Source organism: Streptomyces sp. P9-2 (genome assembly GCF_051903975.1).
Lineage (GTDB): Bacteria > Actinomycetota > Actinomycetes > Streptomycetales > Streptomycetaceae > Streptomyces > Streptomyces cellulosae.
Window position 1 is genome coordinate 4,949,969 of the sequence record NZ_CP192633.1, and the last position, 23,163, is coordinate 4,973,131.

Here is a 23,163-nt window from a genome sequence, read left to right on the forward strand (position 1 = left end):
CAGAGTTTGCGCCCATTGGTCGAGACCGGTGACGCGGTGCTGGTGGGCGGCTGGCGACGCGGATACGGGAAAGCGGCCCCTCGGTGGAAGGGGCCGCTTTCGGTTACGGCGGGGTTTGGCTGCGCGCTGCTACTGCTGGCCGGGGTACGGGGGGTAGGGCTGCTGGCCGGGCTGGGGCTGCTGGCCCGGCTGGGCAGGGGGCTGGGCGGGGTATCCCGGCTGCCCCGGCTGCCCCGGCTGCCCCGGCTGCCCCGGTTGTCCCGGTTGTCCCGGCTGGGCGTAGGGCTGGCCCGGGTGGGGCTGTGGGGCCTGAGGCGCCTGCGGGTTCTGGGGGGCCTGCTGAGGTTGCTGCGGGGCCTGCTGAGGCTGCTGCGGGGCCTGCTGGGGGTGCTGCGGCGGCTGGGGCTGCTGCTGCGGGTACGCGCCCGGCTGCCCGGGGACGACCTGACCCGGCACGTACGGCCCGGGGGCGGGCTGACCGGGAACCGGCTGACCGGGGACCGGCTGACCGGGGTAGGGCTGGCCCGGGACCGGCTGGCCCGGCATCGGCGGGGCGGCGACCGGCGGCGGGTTGCCGTCGGACGTCCACAGCCCGTGCGACTGCTGGTGCCGGACGAAGTCCTCGGCGACCATCGCCGCGAGGTTGAAGTACGCCTCGCGCACCTTGGGCCGCATCATGTCGAGGTCGACCTCGGCGCCGGCGGCCAGGTGCTCGTCGAACGGCACGACGATGACGCCACGGCAGCGCGTCTCGAAGTGGGACACGATGTCCTCGACCTTGATCATCTTGCCGGTCTCGCGCACACCGGAGATGACGGTGAGGGAGCGGGACACGAGGTCCGCGTACCCGTGCGCCGACAGCCAGTCCAGCGTGGTGCTGGCGCTGCTCGCGCCGTCGACGGACGGCGTGGAGATGATGATCAGCTGGTCGGCGAGGTCCAGCACGCCGCGCATGGCGGAGTAGAGCAGACCGGTACCGGAGTCGGTGAGGATGACCGGGTACTGCTTGCCGAGCACGTCGATCGCGCGCCGGTAGTCCTCGTCGTTGAACGTCGTGGACACGGCCGGGTCGACGTCGTTGGCGATGATCTCCAGACCGGAGGGCGCCTGCGAGGTGAACCGCCGGATGTCCATGTAGGAGTTGAGGTACGGGATCGCCTGGACGAGGTCACGGATGGTGGCCCCGGTCTCACGCCGCACCCGGCGGCCGAGCGTACCGGCGTCCGGGTTGGCGTCGATCGCCAGGATCTTGTCCTGCCGCTCGCTGGCGAGCGTGGCGCCGAGCGCGGTGGTGGTGGTCGTCTTGCCGACGCCGCCCTTGAGGCTGATGACGGCGATGCGGTAGCAGGACAGCACCGGCGTGCGGATCAGGTCCAGCTTCCGCTGCCGCTCGGCCTCCTCCTTCTTCCCGCCCAGCTTGAACCGCGACCCGCCGGCCGCGGGACGGCTGCTCTTCGCCTTCTGCTTCTTGCTGTTGAGTAGGCGGTCCGACGACAGCTCGACGGCGGCGGTGTAACCGAGGGGCGCGGCACCGGGGTTGACCGGCTGCCGCTGGTCGTGCTGCACGGGCTGCGGCCAGGCGGTGCCGGTCCGCGGGTCGACGGGCGGCTGCGGGGGCTGGGGCTGGGCTGTCTGCGGGGCCTGAGGCACCTGCGGGGGCTGGGCCTGGGGCGGGATGCCGGGGTGGGGCTGTTGGGCGTGCTGCGGCTGCGGCTGGGCGGGCGGGGTGGGCTGCTGGGGGAAGCCGTAACCGCTGGGCTGTGCCGGGGGAGTGGGCGCACCGGGGGCACCGGCGGCGGGGCCGGGCTGGGGGAAGCCGTAACCGGCGGGCGGGGTGGCGGGCGCACCCGACTGTGGTTGCGGCTGGGCGGGAGGCTGGGGGAAGCCGTATCCGGGCTGCGCCTCGGGCTGGGACTGCGGCTGGGCGGGCCCGGTGGGCGGGAAGCCGTACCCGGTCGGGGGCGCGGGCGGGGTCGGAGCCTGGGGCGGTTGCTGGGCGGCGGGCGCCGAGGGCTCGGCGGTGGGCTGTGGGAACCCGTAGCCGGGCTGCTGGGCGGGCGGCTGCGTGGGCCCGGTGGGCGGGAAGCCGTACCCGGTCGGGGGCGCGGGCGGGGTCGGAGCCTGGGGCGGCTGCTGCGCCGCGGCAGCCGGCTGCGCCGGGGGAACCGGCGGGGGGTTCCAGGCAGCGGGCGCCGGCTGGGGCGCCTGCGGCTGGAAAGGCGGCTGTGGAGCGGGCGCGGCGGCCTCCGGCGCCTGCGGTTGCGGGGGCTGGACGGACCAGTCACCACCGGCAGGGGGAGCGCTCGGGAAGGCGGGCGGAGCCGTAGGCGCCTGAGGCGCGTCGACCGACGCCGGAACGGCATCCTCGGGCCCGTCGTCCTGCTCGTCCGCGCCGGCGGGGACGGAGTCCTCGGGCTCGTCGTCGGAGGGGATTGAGTCCTCGGGCTCGTCGTCGGAGGGGACGGCGTCCTGAGGCTCGTCTGCGGCCTCGTTCTCGTCCTGGGACGCTGTCGGAACGTCGTCCTCGTCGCCCTCGTCCCCGGCAGCGGCGCTCTCCACGTCGTCGGGTCCGAAGGAGTCGACGTCGAGAGCGTCAGGCTCGTCGGCGCTCTCACCGGACTCGGAGGAGTCGTCGGAAGCGTCGTCCTCCGCGACGACGGGATCAACCGAAGCGTCGGAGCTGTCGGTGTGGGAGTCGATGTCGACGTCGGAGCGGCTGTCGGACTCGGACTCGGCCCCGTCCTCGTCCCCGGAAGAGACCTCCTCCGCGGCCTCCTCCTGAACCTTCTCAGCCTCGGCCTTCTCCGCCTCGGCGGCGGCATCGCGCTCCGCGATCTCCCGCTTCAGGGCGGCGGCTGAGAAACGAATGGTGGCGCCGCTCTCGATGTCGCCCGAGTCGGTCCCGTCGGAGGGCTCGATGGGCTGCGACGGCTCCTGCCCGACCGGCATGACGGGTACAGCGGCAGGAGACACAGAAGCGTCGGAGGAAGCCGTCGCAGGCTTCCCCTCCTCCGCGTCCGCTTCCGGCTGCTGCGGCTCGAACCCACTGCCGACAGGCAGCCGGGGTACGGCGACAGGCCCGCCGGAGGGCGGAGGGGGAGGCGTGAACGGCGCACCGGGCGCGGGCGCGGGAGGCGTGAACGGGGCGCCCGGAGCGGGCGCAGGCGGAGGCGGGGTGAAGGGCGCGCCGGGAGCCGGCGCCGGAGGCGTCGGAAGGGCGGACGGCCCGGAGGCCCCCACGGCATGCGGAGGCGGAGTCAGCCCCGGCAGAGGCGGAACGGCCCCGGCGGACAGCGACGAAGAACTCCCCGAAGCCCCCGAACCAGCGGAACCCGCAGACGAACCGGACGAGCCACCGGAACCGGACCCGGAGTCGGAGTCGGAACTAGGGGTGGAACCGGAGGAACCGGAGGAACCGGCGGCCGAAGCCGACGAAGAAGCCTCCGAGGCGTTCTGCGTGTACCAGGCCGGCGGCGCGTAGTCGATGGTGAACTCGCCCGTCGTCTCGACGGCGGACTCCGCGTCGGGCTGGTCATCGCCGGGGGTCGCCCAGCTCCCGTGCGTACCGTCCCGATCGCTGCTCACAGTTCCTCCTGGTTGGTCGAGCACCCTTGTGCCGTGCTGGGGGCGACCATCTGCCCTCCCCGTCAGGACGCCCGTACCCGTACAACAGGTTCTGGCACAGGTTCTGGCGTCACACCGGTACCAGCCTAATCACCACGACGCTCCCCCCGGGAGGCCCGCCCTCCGGGAACCCGGACGAAAGCACGCCGACCGCGACGAACTCCCCCAAGGGAAAAGGCGCTGATCACGCGCCGCCCCCGGGCCACGGGAGTCCTGCTGAACGTCCGGACGTCAGTCCATCCGCCGAGGCGTACCGAGCAACCCCACTTCCGCGTCGGTCGGCTGCGTCGTCACGTACTGCCGGTCGCGGTCGGAGCACCACAGGGTGACACCGTCGACGAGGGTCGGCAGGGCGTCGATGTCGGCGCGGGGCAAGCCCATGGTGCGCCCCAGTTCGGCGGACTCGTCAGGAGATATCCGTTGAACGCCCACAAGCCGGGCCTGCCGCACCAGCCGGGGCGCGACAGGGCTGAGGTAGGGCAGCAGGGTCAGCACCGACTGCCAGGGTCCGGACACCACGCGCCCCCGCGGAGGCCGCATGCCGCAGTCCCGCACCACCAGCACCGGGGTGCCGGCCGAGGCGCCCTGCGGGGGCACGCGCCCCACGTCGTACACCGAAAGCCCGTTCTGGCCGCCGCCCATGGCGTGCATCATCTGCGTCCAGGCCTGGGGCCGGCCGGTCTCCACGGCCACCCGCGCGCCGGTCGCAGCGGCCCGCAGCGCGAGCACCTGGGCGGTCCACAGACCGCCGATGAGCACGACGTCGTACGGCGTGGGCCGGTTCACCCCGAGGACCGCGGGCTGTCCTTGGGCGTCCACACCGATGACGACACCGTCGTCCCCGATGGGCAGCGCGAGGCCGTCCAGGTCGTCCGCGGACAGGGTGTGCCGACCATGGCGAGGCCCGAACAACCCGAAGCCGAAACGCAACGCGCCACGCGCCCGCCGCCCACCGGCGTCCGGGACGGCCAGCCCGTCACCCGCCGCCGCACCCGGCGGCACGCCGTAGTTGCCGGGCCCCTGCGGGTTCTGTGTCGTCATGGCCGTCACCGGGCACCTCCGAGCGGCAAAGTGGCGAGCACGCCGGGCAGTTGCTCCCGGTCGAGCCGGGTCAGCGCGGCGCCCGCGTCACGGGCGGCCGCCTCCAACGCGCGCCGGGCCCCGGTCAGTTCCTCGGCGCTGCGTCCGGTCACCCGGAGGTGGCCGGTCAGCGACATCTCGCGCCGGTCGCCGGGGGAGAGGGTGAGGCTGATCGTGGTGGCGAGCGCGTGCACGCCGGTGACCCGGGCGACGAACTGGTGCAGGGACGCACCCTGAGCGCCGCCCAGGGAGGGCCACTTGCGGATCCAGTAGGTGGTGTGCCGCCGGTTGTCGCAACGCCAGCTGCGGCTGGACTCCTCGGTACGCCGCTCCCGCCGGTCGGCCCGCCCCGCCTCGGCGGTCACCAGAGGATTGGCGCAGGCGGAGGTGGCGACGGCGGAGATCAGCTCCTCCTCGTCGAGCACCGTCGCACGGAACCCGGCGCCGGTCAGCCGGCTGGCCAGGTGGTCGGCGACGCGCACGACGCACTTCTGCGCGCCGTGCAGCCCGCCACCCCGGGCGGCCACGGCCTCCGGGCACAGCTCGGGGTCCAGCTTCAGCGCGATCCAGGTGATGCGCACCGCGGGAGCGCCAGTCTGCGCCTGCAGCGGCGCGTAGTTGGTGACGGCGACCGACTGCGGCGGCAGATGCAACGCGGGCGCGGGCTGGGTGTGCAGCACCACCTGCGCCGACTCCAGCCGGATACCGTCCACTTCGAGAGCGTCCCGCACCAGCGCCAACGGCAACGGCCGCCGGCTCCGCTCGGCCCGCAACGCGGTGGCGTCGGCCTCCACCTGCACCACAGCGGTGACAAAGGTCCCGTCCCCGACGATCCCGACGGGGCGGCGGTCACGTACGCCGTAGGAGGAGGTGCGCAGGGCCGGATCGCACTCGAGCACCGGCGTCAGTCCCGGCTCGGCCCCAGGTGGCAGTTCGAGGGCTGCGCCCCGCTTCTGCCGCGCCCTCAACGCCCTAGCTGTGGCCAGCCATTCGGGCAGCGAGCGCCCACGGCGACGGACCAGGGCCAGCACCGTGAGCACGACGGCGACGACGGCGGCCGGCACCAGCGCCACAGGGCCGATCACCCACCCGGCGAGCAGGAGGGCCACGGCGATCTCCAGCGGCACGAGTCGTTGCAAGCGGAACGAACCGGCGTGCCCCGTACGCAGTCTGAGCTGGAGCGAACCCCGCGCCTGCCGGTCGTCGGCCGACGGCCCGGCGGCCCCCTCCGGCCCGGCTGCCGGCGATCGCGTCGCCCCTGCGGGACCGCGCGCCCGCGTCCTCGAAGCCCTCACTCCATCCCCCGCTCTGGTCACAACAGCCTGAGCAACAACACCGTCAGCGGCTCAGAATGAGCTCGCGTACCCTACCCGTCGCCGCACTCCGACGATCACCAGGCATAGTAGGGGGCCCGTCCGACAGTGGACGGCCGGGGATTCGCACCCGGGGCGGTAAGTGGGGGAGCGGCAGGCACCGATGGCATCACGGCGGGACGAACTCAACGCCTACACCTTTGCGAAGCGGCGCATGCTGGCTGCTTTTCTCCAGCCCTCGCCGTCGGGATCGGAGGAAGGGGCGCCACGGCCGCTGCGGGCCGTCGTCCCCAGCCTCGTCGTCGGCGTGCTGGCGCTGGGCGTCTTCGGAGCGTGGGGGATGTTCAAGCCCACGGCGCCCGCGGGCTGGGACGAGCCCGGTACCCGGGTGATCGTGGGCAAGCAGTCGACGACCCGTTACGTCGTCCTCAAGACGGACGGCGTCACCCGCCTGCACCCGGTCCTTAACCTCGCCTCCGCGCGCCTGCTGATGAAGGACGCGGGCTACAAGGTCGTCCAGGTCAGCGACAAGGTCCTCGACTCCGGGAAGCTGCCACGCGGACCGATCCTCGGCATCCCCTACGCGCCCGACCGTCTGCCCTCCGCCGAGGAGGCGGGCGAGGCCAAGCGCTGGGCCGTCTGCGCCCAGCCCGGCGGCAAGGACGGGAAGGGAACGGTCCAGGAAGCCACGTTCGTACTCGCCGACGGTGACCGGAAGAAGACCGACGACGCCGACCGTCTGTCCGGCGGGGACGCCCTGTACGTGAAGACCCGCGCGGGTGATCGCTACCTCGTCGACTCCCGCGGCACCGCTTACGCTGTCACCGGCGAGAAGTCCGACCCGCTGACCATCGCGCTCGTCGGCTCGCGTGAGCCGCAACTCGTCACCGAGGAGTGGCTGGCCACCCTGCACGAGGGCGACCCGCTCCGCTTCCCGGAGCTCCCTGCCGGCGTCGGCGGCCCCGCGGACGTGCCCGGGCAACTGTCGGACGACGAGAACCGGGTCGGCATGGTCCTCCGGACGGAGACCGGCGAAGGAACCCGGTACTTCGTCGTCCTGCCCGGCAAAGCGCAGCCGGTCAGCGAGTTCACCGCTTGGCTGCTGATCTCCTCGCCGCAGACGGCCGGACTGAACATGAACGGCAAGGCCCGCACCGTGGGCCTGCAGGACTTCACCCCTGACACCGAACCCTTCGAGGGCCAGTCCGACGACTGGCCGGATCTGCGCGTCCGCCAGGTCAACTCCCCTGACGGGGGGCGGGACACCGTGTGCAGCGTGCTCCGGGACGTGGGCAAGGACAACTCGACGGTCCTCAGCACCTGGGCGGGCACGGACTATCCCGTGGAGATCACGGCCGACGGCACGAGCACGTACGTCACCCCGGGAACGGGACAGCTCTACACCCAGATCCAGGGCACGGCGTCCGACGCCGGATCCCTCTTCCTGGTGACGGACACCGGACTGCGGTACGCCGTCCAGGCGAACGGGGACAGTGACAGCGAGACCTCGGACATCGGGGCCGACCCGGAAGGCGGTCCGGACGGCAGCCCCGAGCTCAGCGAGGCGCAGGTCAAGCTCGGCTACCAGAACGTACGTCCGGCGAGGATCCCGCTGGCCTGGTCGGAGTTCCTGGCGAAGGGGCCGCGCCTCGCCACCAACAGCGCCCGGCAGCCCCAGGGTTCGTGATCCGCCGGCCACGGGTGGACGCATGTCCCCCTCGCGCGTACGGACCATGGACGACGGACGAGAAGAGGACCGAACCGGTGTCGCCGACGAAGGCCGCCCTGCTGGCCGCCGCCGCAGCCCTGACCGCTCTTGGTGTCTGCCCGCCCGGGACTGCGGCCGCGGCCGGCCAGGACGGTCCAGGGAACCCGCAGGTGCCCGTGCGGCTCGCGGGCAACGGTGAGTGCACGTATCCCAGCGAGAGGCAGTTCAAGGCCCGCCCCTGGTCGCTGCAGCGCGTCCTGCTGGACGAGCTGTGGCAAGGAACCGACAAGGGCAAGGGCGTAAGGGTGGCCGTCATCGACACGGGCGTCGACGACAAGAACCCGCAACTCGCCGGGGCCGTCGACAAGGCGGCCGGGCTGGATCTGCTCGCCGGAGGGAAGGACGGCGGCCCCACCGACGACCAGGTAGGGCACGGAACCAAGGTCGCGGGCATCATCGCCGCCCGGCCACGGGAAGGTACCGGATTCGTCGGTCTGGCGCCCAACGCCACCATCATCCCCATCCGCCAGAACGACGCCGACAGCAGCGGCGACTCCGACAGCATGGCCCGGGCCATCGACCATGCCGTCGCCCGCGGCGCCGATGTCATCAACATCTCCCAGGACACCACCAAGCCGCTGTCCAACACCTCGGCCCTGGCCGAGGCCGTCCGCAAGGCAATCGAGCAGAAGGTCGTCGTGGTCGCCTCCGCGGGCAACGACGGCCTCGACGGCAAGCAGAAGAACACCTACCCCGCGGCCTTCGACGGCGTGCTGGCCGTCGCCTCCTCCGACCGGAACAACGAGCGCGCGGCCTTCTCCCAGACGGGAAGCTTCGTGGGGGTGGCCGCCCCCGGGGTCGACATCGTCTCCACGGTGCCCGGCGGCGGCCAGTGCACGGACAGCGGCACCAGCTTCTCGGCACCCTTCGCCGCGGGGGTGGCGGCTCTGCTGAAGGAGAAGCACCCCGGCTGGACCACGGCCCAGATCGTGACGCAGATCGAGCAGACGGCGGAGCGTTCGGTCAACGGCCATGACGACTTCGTCGGCTGGGGAGTGATCGACCCCGTCCGCGCCGTCCAGGAGTCCGACATCGAGGACCCTCCCTCGTCGCCCGCTCCCGACCCCGGGGTGCCACGGGCCCAGGCTCCCGACGTGGCCCCGTTCTCCCTGGCCGAGACACCGGCGGAACGCGACGAACGCCACGCCACCTACGCGCTGGGAATCACCGCCGTCCTGGTCGCGGTCGTCACCGGCACGGCTGTCGTGCTGCGCGACCTGCGCCGCCGCCGGCAAGCACGAGCAACCTGACGTGCCCGCCGCCGGCCCTTGCAGGAGGTCAGTCGGCGGCTGCCGCACCCTCCGGAGACGTCTCCAGGTCGAACTCACCGTCGCGCGCGCCCAGGACGAAGGCGCGCCACTCCGCCTCGGTGTACCGCAGCACCGTGCCGGGGTCGAGTGACGACCGCATGGCCACGGCGCCGCCGGGCAGGTACGCGATCTCCACCCGCTCCTCATGCGTCTCCGTGCCCGGGGCGCTGTGCCACTCGACGCCGGAGATGTCCAGCGCGTACAGCTCGTCCCGCTCGCGCTCCTTGCGCGCCTTGATCTCCTCGGGCGTCTCGCGCCCCTGGTCCGGCAGCTCTGCCATGGCGGAACGGTGTCCTTTCGTGACGTACCAACGATCCATCGGTCACCGTACTGGGGGTCGCTTCGCGAGACCCCCGGATGACCTGATCACACGCTTCTGGCGGACGGTACCCGCCACGAACTGGCCTGTCCTCGCTTTGCAGTTGGAACCCCCACGTCAAGTGACTAAAGTGGCTTCGGTGCCACGAGTGTGGTACGGCACGGGGGCGGCGCGGCGCTGCGACCACGCGTCGCGCGGGGTGCAGCGGTTCTTGCCCGCCAGGACAGCCTGGATACCCATCCACGGCGGCCCGTCACGGTGGCCCCGGCCGCCGGTGCATCGAAGGAGGGCAAGCGACCATGAGCGTCAACTACAGCGACTCGGACTTGACCGAACTCGCGAACAAGATCCGCGACTTCCATACGGACGTGAGCAGCAGGGTGACGTCCCTCAACGCTGTCGTCGACATGATCCAGGCGGGCTGGCAGGGTGCCGCGGGCAAGGAGTTCGACTCCGTCCAGCGCGGCGTCAACCAGCACCTGAAGAAGATCCAGGACGACCTCGTCGACCTCGAGGACGTCATGCGGATGAGCGTCAAGGGCTTCAGCGAGCACGAGCAGCAGCGTGTCACGGAGATCCGGCAGGTGGACAACTCGTACCAGGTCACCAGCCGCATCACCGACCTCGCCTGACCGCAGCAACGCCGCCCGCTACCCAGGAGAAACGCACAGTGAGCGTCAATTACGACCGCACCGCAGTCAACTTCGACACCGTCACCCAGGCCGCCCAGGACGTGCGCAAGACGGCCAAGGAGCTGTCCGACCAGCTCGAGGTCCTCATGCGCAAGGTCAAGGCCGTCGCTGAGACCTGGGAGGGCGAGGCGAAGACCGCCTACGGTGAGATCCAGCGCAGCAGCAGTTCGGAGATGGACCAGATGTGCCAGAAGCTGAACCGCATCGCCAAGCTGCTGGACGACTCGGTCATCGGCTACAAGGACACGGACCACGGCAACGCGGCCCGCTTCCGCATGCTGATGGGCTGACCCCCCGTCACCGACCTGAACGGACAAGAGGTGGCCCGCCCCGGGCCACCTCTTGGCATGTGGGAAACATCACGAGCCGTGTCGCAAAGGCGCGTTGCGCGCCGTGAAGCGCATGTGTGATCTTTGGGCGCATGTGTGCGAACGGGGGAAGCACGGACACCACGGCTGCGCCGGAACACCCGGGTGAGCCGGACGACGAGACGCGCCTGGTCGAGGTCGTGCGACGCGCAAGGAACGGGGAGGCGTCACCTCATGACGTCTTCGAGACGTTCCTGCGGGCCCGCGTCTACTGCGAACGACCGGACGCTCCCGGTTTCCTGACCGTCACCGCGTCGGAGGTCCCGGGCGAGGACCAACCCGCCCCTCGGGGCTCCCGCATCCTCGACCTGGCCGTCGTCTCCGACGCCACCGACGCCACGGAGCAACCGACGCGGTTGGTTCCGGTGTTCACATCGCTGGATCAGTTCGCGCTGTTCACGGGCGGAGGAGCCTGGTTCTCGACGACAGGCGCCGACGTTCTCGGCCTGCTGCCGCCGGGGCTCGACGTGTGGCTGGACCCGGCCGCCGAGCATGCGGTACGCCTCACCTCGGCCGCCACGAGGATCGAGCCGGTCCTGCACATCTCGTACCGCTCCCGTGGGAGCGCGGCATGAGTGACACCCAAGGATGGCTCATCCCGCTGGGCGCGGACGGAGGCGAGTTCAAGTGGGAGGTCCAGTTCCTCCAGTCGATCGCGCACCCCCTCGAAGAGTCCACGGCCGCCGCGCGGAAAATCTCCAAGGAACGCGCCGAGGCGGCCTTCGATCTGGCTTCGCTGGCCGGTGAGGACAAGACTGGGGCGAACGAAGTGACGGGCGCGGTCAACGACTTCCTCGACAAGTGGTGCCACGGCCTCGGCTGCATCGCGGACGACGCGGACGTGATCGTCGCCGCGCTGAGCGCCACCATCAACGACTTCCTGGTCACCGAGACCAAGACCCGGTACAAGGCCATGATGCTCGAGCGGCAGCAGCAGTTCGAGGACGACCATCCGGTCACCGAATTTTTCGAGGGGCACGGCATCGCGGAGAAGCGCACCGAGATCCGCGGCCGCCTGGAACCGGTCGACCGTGACGGCGGAACCGGCCCCGATCAGGCCCCGCGATAGAGGCAGGAGCAGGAACACCCAGCATGTCGGAGAAACGGTTCCTCTTCCGCCGCATATGGATCGGCCCCGACGACACCGTCCAGGACTGGGTTCCGGGAAAGCCCGCCGAACTCGACCGGCTGGTCAAGAAGCTCGGCGGTGCGGCGGCCCACTTCGGCGAGGGCGCGGAACAACTGCGCAAGCTCAACACCGATCCCTGGCAGGGCGAGGCCGCGGAGGAGTTCCGCAAGACGGTCAAGAAACTGCCCAAGGACCTCGACGAAGCGATGGACGCCTTCGTCGAGGCGGGCGTCGCCGTGCTCGCCTACCGCGAGGTGCTCGACGGGGCCCAGCGACTGACCCAGCGGATCCTCGACCACGAGGCCCCGCTCGCCCGCGACCTCTCGCGTCAGTACGCCAAGGCCGTGGACGACTACAACACGGCGGTCAAGGCCGGGGAGACAAGCCTTCCGACCCGGCCTCCCGAGACGGACCCCGGCAGAACGGCGATGGCCGAACTCGTCGAGATGATCAACGGTGCGCAGGAGGAGGTCGCGCAGGCAGCGACCACCGCCAGGCGGAGCCTCGACAAAGCCGCCGAGAAGGCCCCGAAACGGCCGAGCGGCTGGCAGCGCGCCACCGAAGGTGCGAAGGAGGGCTGGAACGACCTCGTCGAGTTCGGCCTGGCGGTCAACCCGGGCCGGCTGCTGACCGAGCCGAAGGCCTACCTGCACGACGCGGCGATGGTCATAGACGGCGGCGTCAACGCGGTTAGGGACCCGATCGGCTTCTCGAAGGACGTCTACCAGGGCGCCTCCAACACCTGGGACGAGTTCCAGAAGGACCCGGCCCGCATGCTCGGGTACATGGCGCCCAGCCTCGCCGGGGGAGCGGCCTTCAAGGGCGCGGGCAGCCTGGCGCGCCACATGGACGGCCGTAACGCCCTCGGCAGTCCGACGGGCCTGGGCACGGCCGGCTCCCACGTGGACGGCAGCGACCCCGGCACCCACAGCGACGGCCACGCCACGCAGCACAACCCCACCGACCCGGTGGATCTGGCCACCGGCAAGATGTACATGCCGCAGACCGACGTGGCCCTTCCCGCGACGCTGCCCCTCCTGTTCAAGCGGCGCGCTGAGTCCGGCTACCGTGCCGGCCGCTGGTTCGGCCCCTCATGGTCGTCGACCGTGGACCAGCGGCTCGAAATCGAGCCCGAGCGCATCGTCTTCGTCCACGAGGACGGTCTGATCCTTGCGTACCCACATCCGGGGGAGGGTGGTACGAGCCTTCCCACGGAAGGACCACGCTGGGAACTGCGCTCCGAGCCCGAGGGCTACACGATCATCGACCCCGCTGCGGGCCGCACCTGGCACTTCGCCCGGCACACCGACGCCCACGCGCTTCTGGAACAGATAGACGACCGCAACGGCAACCGGATCACGCTCGAACACGACGCCGACGGCACCCCCACAACCGTTACGCACAGTGGCGGCTACCGGATCCGTGTCAGCACGGAGGACCACAGGATCATTGCCCTCCACCTGGCTGGTGCCGCTCCCGACGGGGGCGACCAGGAGCTGATCCGCTACGGCTACTCCCCGGCGGGCGACCTCACCGAGGTGGTGAACTCCTCGGGCGTGCCCCTGCGCTTCACCTACGACGAAGCGGGACGCATCACCTCCTGGACCGACACCAACGACCGCGGCTACACCTACGAGTACGACGACCGCGACCGCTGCATCGCCGAGGGCGGCACCGAAGGCCACATGAGCCTGCGCATCGCTTACTCCGACCGGGACCCCGAGACGGGCCTGCGCACCACCACCGCCACGACGGGCACCGGACACGTCTACCGGTACTTCGTCAACGACCTGTGCCAGGTCGTGGCAGAGGCCGACCCGGTGGGTGCGGTGACCCGCTTCGAGCGGGACCGCTACAACCGCCTGCTGACCCGAACGGACCCGCTGGGTCACACCACGCGCTACACCTACGACGAGGCCGGCAACCTCACCTCGGTCACCCACCCCGACGGCAGCGAGTCGCAGGCCGACTACAACGACCTTCACCTCCCCACGACGGTCCGGCACTCCAACGGCACCACCACCCACCAGGCGTACGACCTCCGCGGCAACAGGTCGTCCACCACGGCGCCGACGGGCCACACCACCCGCTTCACCCGCGACGAGCAGGGCCGCCTGACGGGCGTCGTCGACCCTCTGGGCAACACGACGACGGTCCACTGCGACGACGCGGGACTGCCCGTACGTGTCGTGGACCCGCTCGGCGCGACGACGTCCTACGACCGTGACCCCTTCGGCCGGCCTGTCGCGATCACGGAGCCCACGGGCGCGGTGACGCGCCTCGAGTGGACGGTGGAAGGCCGCCTGGCCCGTCGCACCACGGCCGATGGCGGCACCGAGTCCTGGACCTACGACGGCGAGGGCAACTGCACGACCCACACCGACCGACTCGGCGGCACCACGCACTTCGCATACACGCACTTCGATCTGCTGACGGCGCGCACGGGTCCCGACGGCGTGCGCTACGAATTCGAGCACGACACGGAGCTGAACCTCACCCAGGTCACCAATCCTCAGGGGCTGACCTGGAACTACACCTACGATCCCGCGGGCCGCCTGGCCACGGAGACCGACTTCGACGGCCGCACCCTCACCTACACCTACGACGGAGCAGGTCGCCTGGCCTCCCGTAGAGACGTGCTGGGACAGACACTCTCCTACGAGCGCGACGCGCTGGGCCGGGCGACAGTCAAGCGCACACCCGACGGTGTCACCACTTACGCGTACGACCCGACCGGCCAGCTGATCGAAGCCGTCGGGCCCGACGGCACGACGGTGACGATCGACCGGGACATCCACGGTCGCGTCCTCTCCGAGACGGTCGATGGCCGCGTTCTCACCTACACCTACGACGACTTCGGCCGCCGCACGGCCCGCACGACCCCTTCGGGCGTGACCACCACATGGACCTACGACACGACGGGCCGCAGCGTCGGCATGACGGCCTCGGGACGCACCATCGACTTCGCGTACGACCCGGCGGGACGGGAAGTGACGCGCCGCATAGGTGAAGTGCTCACTCTGGACCAGGCGTACGACGCCCTGGGGCGCCTGACCACACAGTCGGTGACTGGCCCGGCCGGCCGCCCCGTGCAGCACCGCGCCTATTCCTACCGTGCCGATGGCAACCTGACCGCCATCGAGGACCAGCTGGCCGGCTCGCGCCGCTTCGAACTGGACCCGACGGGCCGTGTGACGGCGGTGCAGGCGGCGAACTGGACGGAGCGCTACGCCTACGACGAAGCCGGCAACCAGACGTCCGCGTCCTGGCCGACGTCCCATCCGGGCGGCGAGGCGACCGGCTCCCGCGATTACACGGGCACCCGCATCACCCGAGCCGGACGCGTCCGATACGAACACGACGCCCTGGGCCGCACCACCCTCCGCCAGAAGTCACGTCTGTCCCGCAAGCCGGACACGTGGCATTACGCCTGGGACGCGGAGGACCGCCTGACCTCGGTCATCACCCCGGACGGCACCCGCTGGAGCTACTCCTACGACCCCCTGGGACGCAGAACGGCCAAACGCCGCCTTGCAGCGGACGGGGAAACGGTCACGGAAGAGATCCTCTTCACCTGGGACGGCACCACCCTCTGCGAACAGACGACGAGATCAGCGTCCCTCCCCAACCCGGTCACGCTGACCTGGAACCACCGGGGCCTGCACCCGATCACCCAGTCGGAACGCATCACCGCCGCGGACGCCCCCCAGCACGAGATCGACTCCCGTTTCTTCGCCATCGTCACGGACCTGGTCGGCACCCCTACCGAACTCGTCGACGAGCAGGGCGACATAGCCTGGCGCACCCGCAGCACCCTCTGGGGCACCACCACCTGGCCGACCTCCAGCACGGCCTACACCCCCCTCCGCTTCCCCGGCCAGTACCACGACCCGGAAACAGGCCTCCACTACAACTACTTCCGCCACTACGATCCGGAAACAGCGCGGTACTTCACGGCGGACCCACTCGGTCTGGCGCCGGCCTTCAACGTCAGCGCTTACGTGGCTAACCCGTTCACATGGAGCGACTCACTGGGTCTGGCACCCGACGGGTGCCCCAACGAAGAGCACCTCTTCCGCGGCACCACCCGAGGCTTCGACGCCAGCAGTGGCACTCAAGAGTCTGGATACACCCCAACTTCCACCGACCCAGGTGTTGCCACGGCCTTCGCCAGGCATTCCGAGCAGTACGGAGAAGCCGTGGTGCAAGTGATCCCCCGGAGCGCACTGGACGGTGTACCCCTGGAGTCAGGCTACATCCGAGCCGAAGCCGAGGTCGCGGTAGGCCTGCCGGCGTCAGAGTTGGCTCGGCGAGCAAGTATTCATCTGCCGTCGGACGTTGCACATGACATCCTTAAAGGAATGGGGATCCATGTACCACAAGTAAGGACGTACGAGGGCATGAGCGACGCCTTGGAGTGGGACATCCCGAAGCTCACGTCGGAGCAAATCGCACAATTCCTGTCGGAGGCGTACAAATATGGAAAATGACAATGCGTGCGGGAAGTTGCAGATCTACTCCGTAGAAGATCGAGGGCCTACTCACGCCACTTGTGTCGTTCGCTGTGTAGGTGGGGTCGCTCGCACGGGACATCGATTCACCACAAACTCTGCGCCAGACTCCTTTGGTGAAAATATCTCTATTACGCTCACGCGTATCATCCGCTACGGCGAAACGGTAGATTTTGTTGATCCGCCTCACAATGCGAAGGTTGATTTCTCCGGCGAAGGCGTGAGTGTTTTGGAGCGAGGTGTGATCGTCGTTTCCCGGACGCTTTGACACGAGCGCCCAGACGCAACCCTTCCTACCGCAACCGTCAGCAGTCGTGGCGCACTGGCGTTCCGCCCCTCGCGCCGACGCCGCAGCACATGCAGACGCTGTCGAGCCTGCATTTCGCCCGCAGTGCAGGACGTCACCATCAGACCCGCTACCGCCGGTTATGGACAGTTGAGGCCCGGAAACGGCGCTTGCCGTGCTCGTCGTGTCCGGTTCACGCATGGAGTCCGGAAACGGGGCGGGGCGCTTCCGAGACGAGTTCAGGGGAACTGTTGTTTGTTCGCGCGACTTCCTTGTTGTACTCCTCCGAGTCCTTCTCGAAGCCCTTGTCGATCTGCCCCAAACGTGAGTTGTCCAGGATGAGCTTTGCCTGCCTGCTTCAGGGAGTCGTACTCGGTACCGGAGAAGTTGTGCTTGTCCTTGCCCACCAGCGTGCGCAGGGCGCTGGACGCGACCTCGGCGAAGCGATCATTCGCTTCCCGCTTGAGATTCAACATCCGAGAGGTTCGCCGGCAACGAAATACGTTCTTGGCACTCGCCGACTCGATATGCATGCTTAGTGATAGCGTATGCGAAATCGGTAACTGCTTGACGCAGTTCCTCCCCTTTTGCGCGAGTCTCCCCGATCGTCCTTGCTTCGGTGATTAGAGAGTAGGACTGGACTGCCTCACCGGGATCGGTCCTTGGGGGAGTGCACGGAACGTATACGCTTACCAAACCGCCCGGCAGGGACAGAGCCTGCACTGGTCCCTTCCTGATCCGCACCAGCTTGTCGCCCCCACGCTTCCCCTTGTAGAAATCCATCCAAGTGGCAACGGAGGAATCAGAAGCCTGGGATTCGCCGGAGAGAGTAGATTCATCGCCGGAGTAGATGTAGCACGAGAAGAAGAAGTGTTGGCCGGGACTGCCGCTCCTGTCACCTTCTTCCGCGCTCCGGGAAGGTGGGAGAGCCCGTACAGCGGTCTCCCTGTCCACTGCGCCAGAGCATACTTCATGCGGAAGTTTCTCCAGCCCGTTGGTAAAGAGGTAGCGGTAACCGGTAAATCCTCCTGTGAGAAGGAGGCAACCCGCACCGATGTATAGCAGTGCCCTGGCATTCTTTTTCATGGATCTCATCACCGTCACAGCTCAGGCGCTCGGGCGCGCGTGTGTGTCTTCGAGTGCGCCGTCGCTGCGATTCCATCCGTCATTCACCGAGCCGCGGATCAGATCTCTGGTGGAGTCCACCGGAAGCTCGGAAGCGTGCGCTGCGATAGCATCGAGAGCAGACCACTGCGTCTGTTGTACGACAGAATCCTGGGCCCTGTTGAGATCCTTCCCTGTCCGATACAAAGAGTCATCCAGTGCTCCCTCCAGCTGCTTACCATCATAGAAGCGGTCGATGGCCATGCCTGATACGCCGGAGAAGAAGCCTCCAGCAGTTGCCGTAACCAGGGAGGAGACGGCAGGGAAAGAACTGGCGCCGACCCCGATTCCGGTGGCCACGATGGTTTTGATGAAATCTCCCTGCTTCTTGATGGCGTCGTTGTATTCCTTTTCGGTGCCGGTGGCACTCCCGATCCCGGAGTCTGCTGTCGAGTGAGCCACAATTCCCTGGATGTGGCCCGCGTTGTACGCAACCGTCTTGATCGCACTTTCTGTGCTTCCGTCGTACAAGGACGGATCGGCTACATGCGCCGCAAGAAGGCTTGCGGTATAGATGCTTTCACCATACTGAATTGCTGCCTTCCCGTCGGGGTCCCGGGCCACTTCGTAAAGGAAGCGTGTTACGTCCGTCCGGTCGAGTCCTTCGTACGCCTTGCTGGTTGTGAGGAGAGCTGCGTCGGCTCCGGGTCCAGCCAAAACGTTACTGATTTCCGGCATGTACGCCGAGGCAATGTGTCCGAAGCTCTCACCCAAGCCAGCCTTGGAAACGAGGCTGTCCCCGCCGCCAGATTCTGCGACCGCGTGGACGACGTTCTGGGCGATACCTACTTGTTCCCTGCTGTGAGGCGGAACCCCGAAGGCCGGCTCTCCTGGGGTGACACCAGTTACCGCTGCTTCCAAGGCCTTCCCCAAGGATTCGCCGCGGTCTGTGTACTTACTGCTCTCGAGCAAATGGGTCAGATCGGGCTTGCTCGCCAGTGTTTCTGTAGCAGCCTCCGGGTTGCGGGAAAGTGCGTTCAGATAGCCGATCACGGGGTCTCGTCCGGTTTCCTTACCGAAAACAAGGTCGGCACCTCTTTGCCACATCTCATCCGTGTACTTCCCTTCACCGGCCGGAGCCTTGTCCACCTTCAGGAGGGCCTTGCCGTAGTCGTCAAGGAAGTCGGAATCGTACTTTCCGCTGCCCATCAGGCTGCTCATGACCTGGAAGCCAACCGCTCCGGGAGGGCGGTAGAAGGGGTCCCTGGAGTCAGCTTTAAAACTGATGTTCCCAGCGTCGATCACTCCCTGCTTCCACTGCTGCATAGCGCGAGATTCGGAGTGGGTCGCATTGGCCAAGTTGGTGCTGATCTGGTCCTGAAACCCCTTCAGATCCTTCAGATCCGCCCCTTGAGCACCGGCATGCTTTTCCGACAGGTCGACCCAGAACTGAAGCGTTCCCTTCGCGCCGAGAGAAGTCGCGAACCTCTCATTGAACAGGGGGTCTCCCTCATGCTCCGCGAAGATGCCCCGCATGTGCTGGACCTGGGCCACGGAGAGGTCGCCCCCCTTGCGGGCGAGTTCGACCATCGCTTTGGCATCCTGGAGAGCCTCCTTCCTCCGCTGCTCCGCCTCTTTGATCGTGGTGGCGGTGTCCGTGTTGAACCCGCGCGCACTGCCGTTCGGGTCTGAAGTCAACGCGTAGTGCAAGGCCGAGTCGGCGTCATCGGCATCCTTGAGGACGGATTCCACTCTCTTGTTGCAGTCCTGTACCGCGTTGAAATATCCTTTAGTCAACGATTCGCGGTTCTCTACTGGCGCGGCAGAAGGGTCGCAGTAGACACGGCCTTCGGATGTGATCTTGAGGTACTTGTCTTCAGCTACATACTTCTCGATCTTCTTCAGTTCGTTCTTGGCTGCCTGAAAGGCGTCGAGTGCACTGCGCAACAGAGTGTGGACGTCGTGAGCCTCGTCAGAAGCCGCTTTCATTTGTTTTTCAATGAGGTCGAACTTCTCAAGAGCTTCAGTGGCTGTCTCACCCTTCCAGTCCGAGTCCCTGAGCCCCTTGGTGACGGTACTGCCGAAGGACCGGGCGATGGTGTCGAACTGTCCTGGCAAGCGCCGCCATGCGTCAACTGCGTCTGACAACGACGAGAGATTCACGGTGCGCAACTGTTGGTAGGTGATGGCCATGTCAGTTCTTGTCCCTGCCGTTGCCCGCTCGCTTGACGTCGCTGAGTCGTTCGGCCTCTTCAGCTTTGAACTCCGCTGCCGAGGCCTGAAGGTTTCCCTTGACCCCCTGCTCCAGCAGGCTCTCCAAATACCGCATCTGGGTGCGCCAGCGCTTCTGGAAGACGGCGACCCCCGAATCGGACTTGAATCCCTTCAGGCTGATGCCACTCGTCGCGCTCAGCGCCTTGTTGTCCGCGTCCATGAAGTTCTTGCGCACGGTTTCGGCGTTCTTTGATCTTTCCTCCAGCACGGAGGCGTCCACATGCAAGTGAGGTTGGGTCGTGCCACCCTCGGCAGGCAGCTGGTTCAGCTGCATGCTGCTCCGCTGCCGCGCGAGTGCGTTGCTGCGGGCCTGGCCCCACATCTCGTCGAATGACACGTCGGTTCCCTCGTGCTGTCCCGGATGGAAGATCGTGGCGGTGTGGCAGGCCTCAGAGATGCCGGCTTTGGTCGGACCCTGCCATCGGCGGCGGCGGGTTGGTGTGTCCCGGCGGTGGCCCGTAGGGCGGGGGCGGCTGCTGCGGCGCGTACGGGTAGGCAGAGGGCGGGAAGGGCGGAGCCGCCGGCGCGGGGGCCGGGCGCCGGCGACGGGCGCGGACCGCGGAAACGGCGACCGCCGCCGCGAGGAGAGCTGCGGCTCCCATACCCAGGGCCACCCACGGAACGCCGCTGTCGTCCGAGTCATCCGCAGCAGATGCCGCGGGCTCCGCCTTCTCGCTAGCTGCCGTGCCGTCGTCCGCGTCCGTGGATGACGGTCTCTCCGTCGACGGAGGCGCCGAGGCAGCCGCTGCCAGGTCGGGCAGAGGGTATTCGTCGGCGGGGCCCGGGTCGCCCGGATTCTTCAGCGCGATGCGGGGCCGGACCATGCCGTAACCGACGGCGTCCGTGCGCTCGTCCCCGCTCTTGGGCTTCCCCGCCGTGTTCAGCATGACCCGTAGTACCTGGTGGTTGGTCCAGTCGGGGTGCTGGGACCATATGAGGGCGGCTGAGGCCGAGGCAAGGGCCGCGGCAGAGCTCGTGCCGCTTCCCTTGCAGAGCTTCGTGCCGGTCGCGCAGGCGTTGACGATGTCGCCACCGGGAGCGGTGAGGTCGACCTCAGGGCCACGCTGGGAATTGTCGAGGACTCTGGCGTTCTTGTCCGCAGCACCAACGCCGACGACGCCCGGTGTGGCTGCCGGATATTCCGGGAAATTGGTGGTGTCTCCTGTGTTGCCGGCAGCGGCGAAGATCAGTTTCCCCTGGTCGATGGCGTACCGGACTGCCGCAGCGAGCTCAGGAGTCCCTACATTCTTTCTGCCTGGCGCATTGGAACTGCCCATGGAGATGTTGATGATCCGGGCATCGGTGTCTGCCGCGTAGCGGATCGCCTTGGTCAGGGTGCGCGAGTACTCCGCCTTGCCGTCGACCTGACCAAACTGCTCAGTGGCGTAGCGCATCCGAATCGGAAGAATCTTGGCTCCTGGCGCCAGGCCGTAAGAGCCGTGCACAGGGCCCTGGGCCCCAGTTGCAGCGATCAGTGCCGCGGTGGATGTTCCGTGGTCGGCGATGTCGGTGTGTTCGTCCCCGCGTAGCTCGGAGAAGTCCTTGCCCGAGAGGACCTGGCCCTTCAGATCCGGGTGAGTGTTGTCGACGCCGGAGTCGATGACGGCGACGGTGACGCCTTCACCCGTACTGGTCTTCCACATCTCCTCGGCGTGCATGGCGTCCAGGTGCCATTGCATCTGACGTGCCGTCTCGGCGTGGGCGGGTATCGCGGCGATACCCACCAGCAGCAGGCCGAGAGCAGCCGACGCAGCTGACAAGGGGCGCCGTGATCGCGTGCTGCTGGTGTGCATCTGCCTTCCTGAGTGCCGTTGTGTCAAGGGCTCAGTCGACGACGGGAGGTACCGCACGACGGTCATTGCGAGCCCAGGTCTCTTCCTCTTCTGTCAGGTAATCCGGACGCTGACTGCCGTCCTGTTCCTCGTTTCGCCGCGAGGCCGACCGAGCGGCGGAGGGAGCAACCGCTCCCGCACGACCGGCCGTCGGACCGTGTCCGGAGCCGCCTGCGTTCACCTGCCGCACCAGGCCGACACCACCCGGAGTGAACGGGCGTGGACCGGAGCCACCCGGCTGGGCGGGACGGTTGCCGATCACCCCGCCGGCTTCTGAGGCGAGGCGTCGTCCCCCGCCCGTGCCCGCGGGTCCGCCTGCGGCGCCGCCGACTGACGGAACCCCGGTGGACACAGCGCGACCCATGGCAGAGTGCCCCTGCGCCGCACGCCCGTAGCCCGCATCGGCGCCGATCACGGTCCCTCGTGGAAGGCCTGTGGTCGCCTTACCCGCACCGGGCTGCACCGGGCGCCCCCCGACGATCCCGCTGTCACCCACTCTTGGGAGCCGCCCTCCCCCCGGTGCCGCCTGCCCGGGGAGCAAGGGCGGACGTGGGGTCGGCGCGTTCTGCTGCGGTCCGAGCGGGCCAGGGAGGCCCCCACGGCCCAGGGGCGCAGGCGGTGTGCCCAGTGGCTGCGGAACCGGCCCGGCATCGGGCCGCGGGCTCGCGGCGGGCGGCGGAGTCGTCGACACCGGGGTGGACGTACGAGTCTCGGGCAGCGCGGTCACGCCGTCGATCTCCATGGCGACGGGACGCGGCCGGACCGGTTCCCTGGCGGGTGCCGCATTGTCCCCGAAGGCGGTCGCGTACGAGGCCGACGGCGTTGGGGCAGTCGATCCCGCGTATCCCTCACCCTTGACGGAACTGCCGGTGGACGCGTGCGCCATCGAGGCCCCCGACCCGACCACATGCTGCTGGTCCGGCCTCCGCCACTCCGCCGCATCCAAATGCTGCGCCGGCGGCGAAAACGTAGGCGGCTCCACGCTGTTCACCTGGTACGCCGAGTACTCGTACGTCTGCGCCAGCTTCCGCAACTGCTGGATCGCCTCCGCCCGCGCCGCCTCCATCCGCTGCTGCGCGGCCGCGGCGTCGGACTGGGCGGTCCGCGCCAGCTTCCGTGCGTCGGGGTCGTTGCGGGCGCCCGGGTCCTGCGTCGCCGCGAGCGTCTTCCGGGCCTTCGCGAGGTCGGCCTTGGCCTGCGTCGTCTCGGACGTGGCGGGGATGGCCGCCTTGGCCTCGGCGACCGCCTGGGCCACCGTGGACAGCCAGCGGGAGGCGACTTCCGCGTACTGGCCCAGGCGCAGCGTCGCGGCCGCGCTCTGCCCGCCCCAGTCACGGAAGGCGTCACCACCTTCGCCCCGCCACTCGAGTCCCTTGACGTACGTCATGAGATCGTCGCCGATCTTGGTGATCGTCGACGAGGCCTTCGAGAGCTTCGTCGCGAGTTGCGCGGCGCCCTCCGGGCTGGCCGAGTCCAGGAGAGCCACCAACTGCTCGTGGGTCATGGACTCGAAGTCGGTGCGGGCCGGCTGCGGTGTCCTACGGCGTGCCTGC

The 23,163-nt window shown here is 68.7% G+C and carries 16 protein-coding genes; 7 read left to right on the forward strand and 9 right to left on the reverse strand.

Annotated elements, in window-relative coordinates:
* Positions 1-129: 129 nt before the first annotated feature.
* From ACQY0Z_RS22755 to eccE, 3 genes are all read right to left on the reverse strand, one after another.
* Positions 130-3,585, reverse strand: coding sequence for an SCO5717 family growth-regulating ATPase (locus ACQY0Z_RS22755; protein WP_439812725.1), 3,456 nt, complete (start codon positions 3,583-3,585; stop codon positions 130-132).
* Between the two features lie 270 nt (positions 3,586-3,855).
* Complete coding sequence (locus tag ACQY0Z_RS22760; protein WP_381728326.1) at positions 3,856-4,674, reverse strand: hypothetical protein; 819 nt, start codon at positions 4,672-4,674, stop codon at positions 3,856-3,858.
* Positions 4,671-5,999: a type VII secretion protein EccE gene (eccE, locus tag ACQY0Z_RS22765; protein WP_439812726.1), complete on the reverse strand. Its 1,329-nt coding sequence runs from the start codon at positions 5,997-5,999 to the stop codon at positions 4,671-4,673. The genes ACQY0Z_RS22760 and eccE overlap by 4 nt, the downstream gene beginning before the upstream one ends.
* Positions 6,000-6,180: 181 nt before the next feature.
* Here eccE and eccB point away from each other — a divergent pair, with 181 nt between their 5' ends.
* Both eccB and mycP (ACQY0Z_RS22775) read left to right on the forward strand, forming a co-directional pair.
* Positions 6,181-7,704 carry a type VII secretion protein EccB gene (gene eccB / locus ACQY0Z_RS22770; RefSeq protein WP_439812727.1) on the forward strand — a complete coding sequence of 508 codons (1,524 nt, stop codon included), beginning with the start codon at positions 6,181-6,183 and terminating at the stop codon, positions 7,702-7,704.
* Positions 7,705-7,781: 77 nt separating this feature from the next.
* Positions 7,782-9,035, forward strand: a complete 1,254-nt coding sequence (mycP, locus tag ACQY0Z_RS22775; RefSeq protein WP_254586658.1) for a type VII secretion-associated serine protease mycosin — start codon at positions 7,782-7,784, stop codon at positions 9,033-9,035.
* Between the two features lie 28 nt (positions 9,036-9,063).
* On the opposite strand, the gene ACQY0Z_RS22780 is transcribed toward mycP (ACQY0Z_RS22775), so the two are convergent.
* Entirely contained in the window at positions 9,064-9,375 is a 312-nt protein-coding gene (locus ACQY0Z_RS22780; RefSeq protein WP_019527759.1) for a DUF397 domain-containing protein, read from the reverse strand.
* Between the two features lie 338 nt (positions 9,376-9,713).
* Here ACQY0Z_RS22780 and ACQY0Z_RS22785 point away from each other — a divergent pair, with 338 nt between their 5' ends.
* The 5 genes from ACQY0Z_RS22785 to ACQY0Z_RS22805 all read left to right on the forward strand — a co-directional run bounded on the left by ACQY0Z_RS22785 (position 9,714) and on the right by ACQY0Z_RS22805 (position 16,093).
* Complete coding sequence (locus ACQY0Z_RS22785; RefSeq protein WP_019527760.1) at positions 9,714-10,046, forward strand: WXG100 family type VII secretion target; 333 nt, start codon at positions 9,714-9,716, stop codon at positions 10,044-10,046.
* Between the two features lie 38 nt (positions 10,047-10,084).
* The gene (locus ACQY0Z_RS22790) at positions 10,085-10,396 is read left to right on the forward strand and encodes a WXG100 family type VII secretion target (protein ID WP_019527761.1); all 312 of its coding nucleotides are present in this window, start codon (positions 10,085-10,087) and stop codon (positions 10,394-10,396) included.
* 131 nt (positions 10,397-10,527) lie between these two features.
* Positions 10,528-11,049, forward strand: coding sequence for an SseB family protein (locus ACQY0Z_RS22795; protein WP_137207679.1), 522 nt, complete (start codon positions 10,528-10,530; stop codon positions 11,047-11,049).
* Positions 11,046-11,543, forward strand: coding sequence for a hypothetical protein (locus ACQY0Z_RS22800; RefSeq protein ID WP_028961804.1), 498 nt, complete (start codon positions 11,046-11,048; stop codon positions 11,541-11,543). The genes ACQY0Z_RS22795 and ACQY0Z_RS22800 overlap by 4 nt, the downstream gene beginning before the upstream one ends.
* Before the next feature lie 23 nt (positions 11,544-11,566).
* The gene (locus tag ACQY0Z_RS22805) at positions 11,567-16,093 is read left to right on the forward strand and encodes a putative T7SS-secreted protein (protein WP_254586659.1); all 4,527 of its coding nucleotides are present in this window, start codon (positions 11,567-11,569) and stop codon (positions 16,091-16,093) included.
* 546 nt (positions 16,094-16,639) lie between these two features.
* Here the strand turns inward: ACQY0Z_RS22805 and ACQY0Z_RS22810 are convergent.
* From ACQY0Z_RS22810 to ACQY0Z_RS22830, 5 genes are all read right to left on the reverse strand, one after another.
* Positions 16,640-16,933 (reverse strand): hypothetical protein, encoded by a 294-nt coding sequence (locus ACQY0Z_RS22810; protein ID WP_254586660.1) that lies wholly within the window; start codon positions 16,931-16,933, stop codon positions 16,640-16,642.
* 574 nt (positions 16,934-17,507) lie between these two features.
* Entirely contained in the window at positions 17,508-19,697 is a 2,190-nt protein-coding gene (locus ACQY0Z_RS22815) for a PPE domain-containing protein (protein WP_254586661.1), read from the reverse strand.
* 1 nt (position 19,698) lies between these two features.
* On the reverse strand, positions 19,699-20,115 hold the full coding sequence (locus ACQY0Z_RS22820) for a hypothetical protein (protein WP_028961805.1): 417 nt from the start codon (positions 20,113-20,115) through the stop codon (positions 19,699-19,701).
* Positions 20,116-20,167: 52 nt separating this feature from the next.
* Complete coding sequence (gene mycP, locus ACQY0Z_RS22825) at positions 20,168-21,571, reverse strand: type VII secretion-associated serine protease mycosin (RefSeq protein WP_254586662.1); 1,404 nt, start codon at positions 21,569-21,571, stop codon at positions 20,168-20,170.
* A 31-nt stretch (positions 21,572-21,602) separates the two neighbouring features.
* A complete protein-coding gene (locus tag ACQY0Z_RS22830; protein WP_254586663.1) occupies positions 21,603-23,114 on the reverse strand; it encodes a hypothetical protein in 1,512 nt (503 codons plus the stop codon).
* Between the last annotated feature and the right edge of the window lie 49 nt (positions 23,115-23,163).